The 1,264-nt window shown below is 54.3% G+C and carries 1 protein-coding gene; it reads left to right on the top strand.

Going from position 1 to position 1,264, the window contains the following annotated elements:
- Positions 1-73: 73 nt before the first annotated feature.
- Positions 74-1,256, top strand: a protein-coding gene (locus FEU76_RS18860) for an IS3 family transposase (protein ID WP_446718813.1) whose coding sequence is annotated in 2 segments (ribosomal slippage) — positions 74-499 and positions 501-1,256 — 1,182 coding nt in all. Because the reading frame shifts where the segments join, the coding sequence is not laid out codon by codon here.
- The last annotated feature ends 8 nt before the right edge of the window (positions 1,257-1,264 follow it).

The following is a 1,264-nucleotide window of genomic DNA, read 5'->3' as shown; positions in this document are numbered from 1 at the left end:
TGTAGTGGCATAGTGAATCAGGCCACCTGACTTTGAGTGTATGATGACTCACAGAGACAGTCAGGTGCAGATGATGACGAAAAAGAGAACGTTCAGCCCGGAGTTTCGCCTGGAGGCGGCCCAACTCGTGGTCGATCAAGGTTACACACTGAAGGCGGCGTGTGATGCCATGGGAGTTGGAAAATCCACCATTGAGTATTGGGTACGCAGACTTCGGGCTGAGCGAGAAGGCAAGGCACCGCTGAAAGGTGAGGCTCTGACGCCGGAACAGCGTGAGATTCAGGAACTGAAGCGCAAGCTGCGGCGGGTAGAGGAAGAGAAAGAGAAAGAGAAAGAGAAAGAAATATTAAAACAGGCTACGGTAGATTCAATCGGTCAGTGCAACATAATGCACTCTGGTAACTATCGGGGCTTTCAGAATGCCGAAGCAAGTATCAAAGACCAGGGGACTGACCTGCCAGCAGAAGCAGGAGCTATGGGCTCGATGGAAGAAAGGGTAGTCGCTTAGCGAGATCGGCAGAGTCCTTGGAAAGCATGCCGTCAGTAACGGTTCTGCCGGCGCTCGCAGCATCGCCAGAATCGTCACGCAGGCTGGTACGCCGCTGAGTCGGTACCGGGCTAGCAGGCGGATGAAGCTGCTGGGACTGGTGAGCACACAGCCGCCAAGCCATGCTTACAAGAAGGCTGATCAGCCGCATCTGGAGATTCCGAATCTTCTTGATCGCAAGTTCGATGTAACGGAGCCAAACCAGATCTGGTGCGGCGACATCACCTACCTTTGGACGGGGGCACGCTGGGCTTCTCTGGCGGTAGTCATCGACTTGTATGCGCGTAAACCCGTAGGCTGGGCCTTGTCCTTGTCTCCGAACACGGAATTAGTGAAGAAGGCGCTAACCATGGCTGACGAGTCGCGAGGGGAGCCATCGGGCCTCCTGTCTCATTCAGACCAGGGCTGCCAGTACACCAGTCTCGCATTCCGACAGATGCTATGGCGCTACCAGATGACCCAGAGCCTAAGTCGCCGTGGAAATTGCTGGGACAACGCCCCGACAGAGCGCTTCTTCAGGAGCTTCAAGTCGGAGTGGATGCCAGAGATTAGCTATCCCGATGTTGCTGCAGCGAAGCAATCCGTCACTGATTATATGATCAGTTATTACAGCAGCATCAGGCCGCATAAACGCAACGATGGACTGCCGCCGAATGTGGCAGAAAAGCATTACTGGAATGCTCAGAACTCAGTGGCCAAAAACACTTGACCACTACA

It is taken from the genome of Halomonas sp. C22, from assembly GCF_007655045.1.
Taxonomy (GTDB): domain Bacteria; phylum Pseudomonadota; class Gammaproteobacteria; order Pseudomonadales; family Halomonadaceae; genus Vreelandella; species Vreelandella hamiltonii.
The sequence above is the reverse complement of the archived record's forward strand: the minus strand, read 5'-3'. Positions and strand labels throughout refer to the sequence as shown.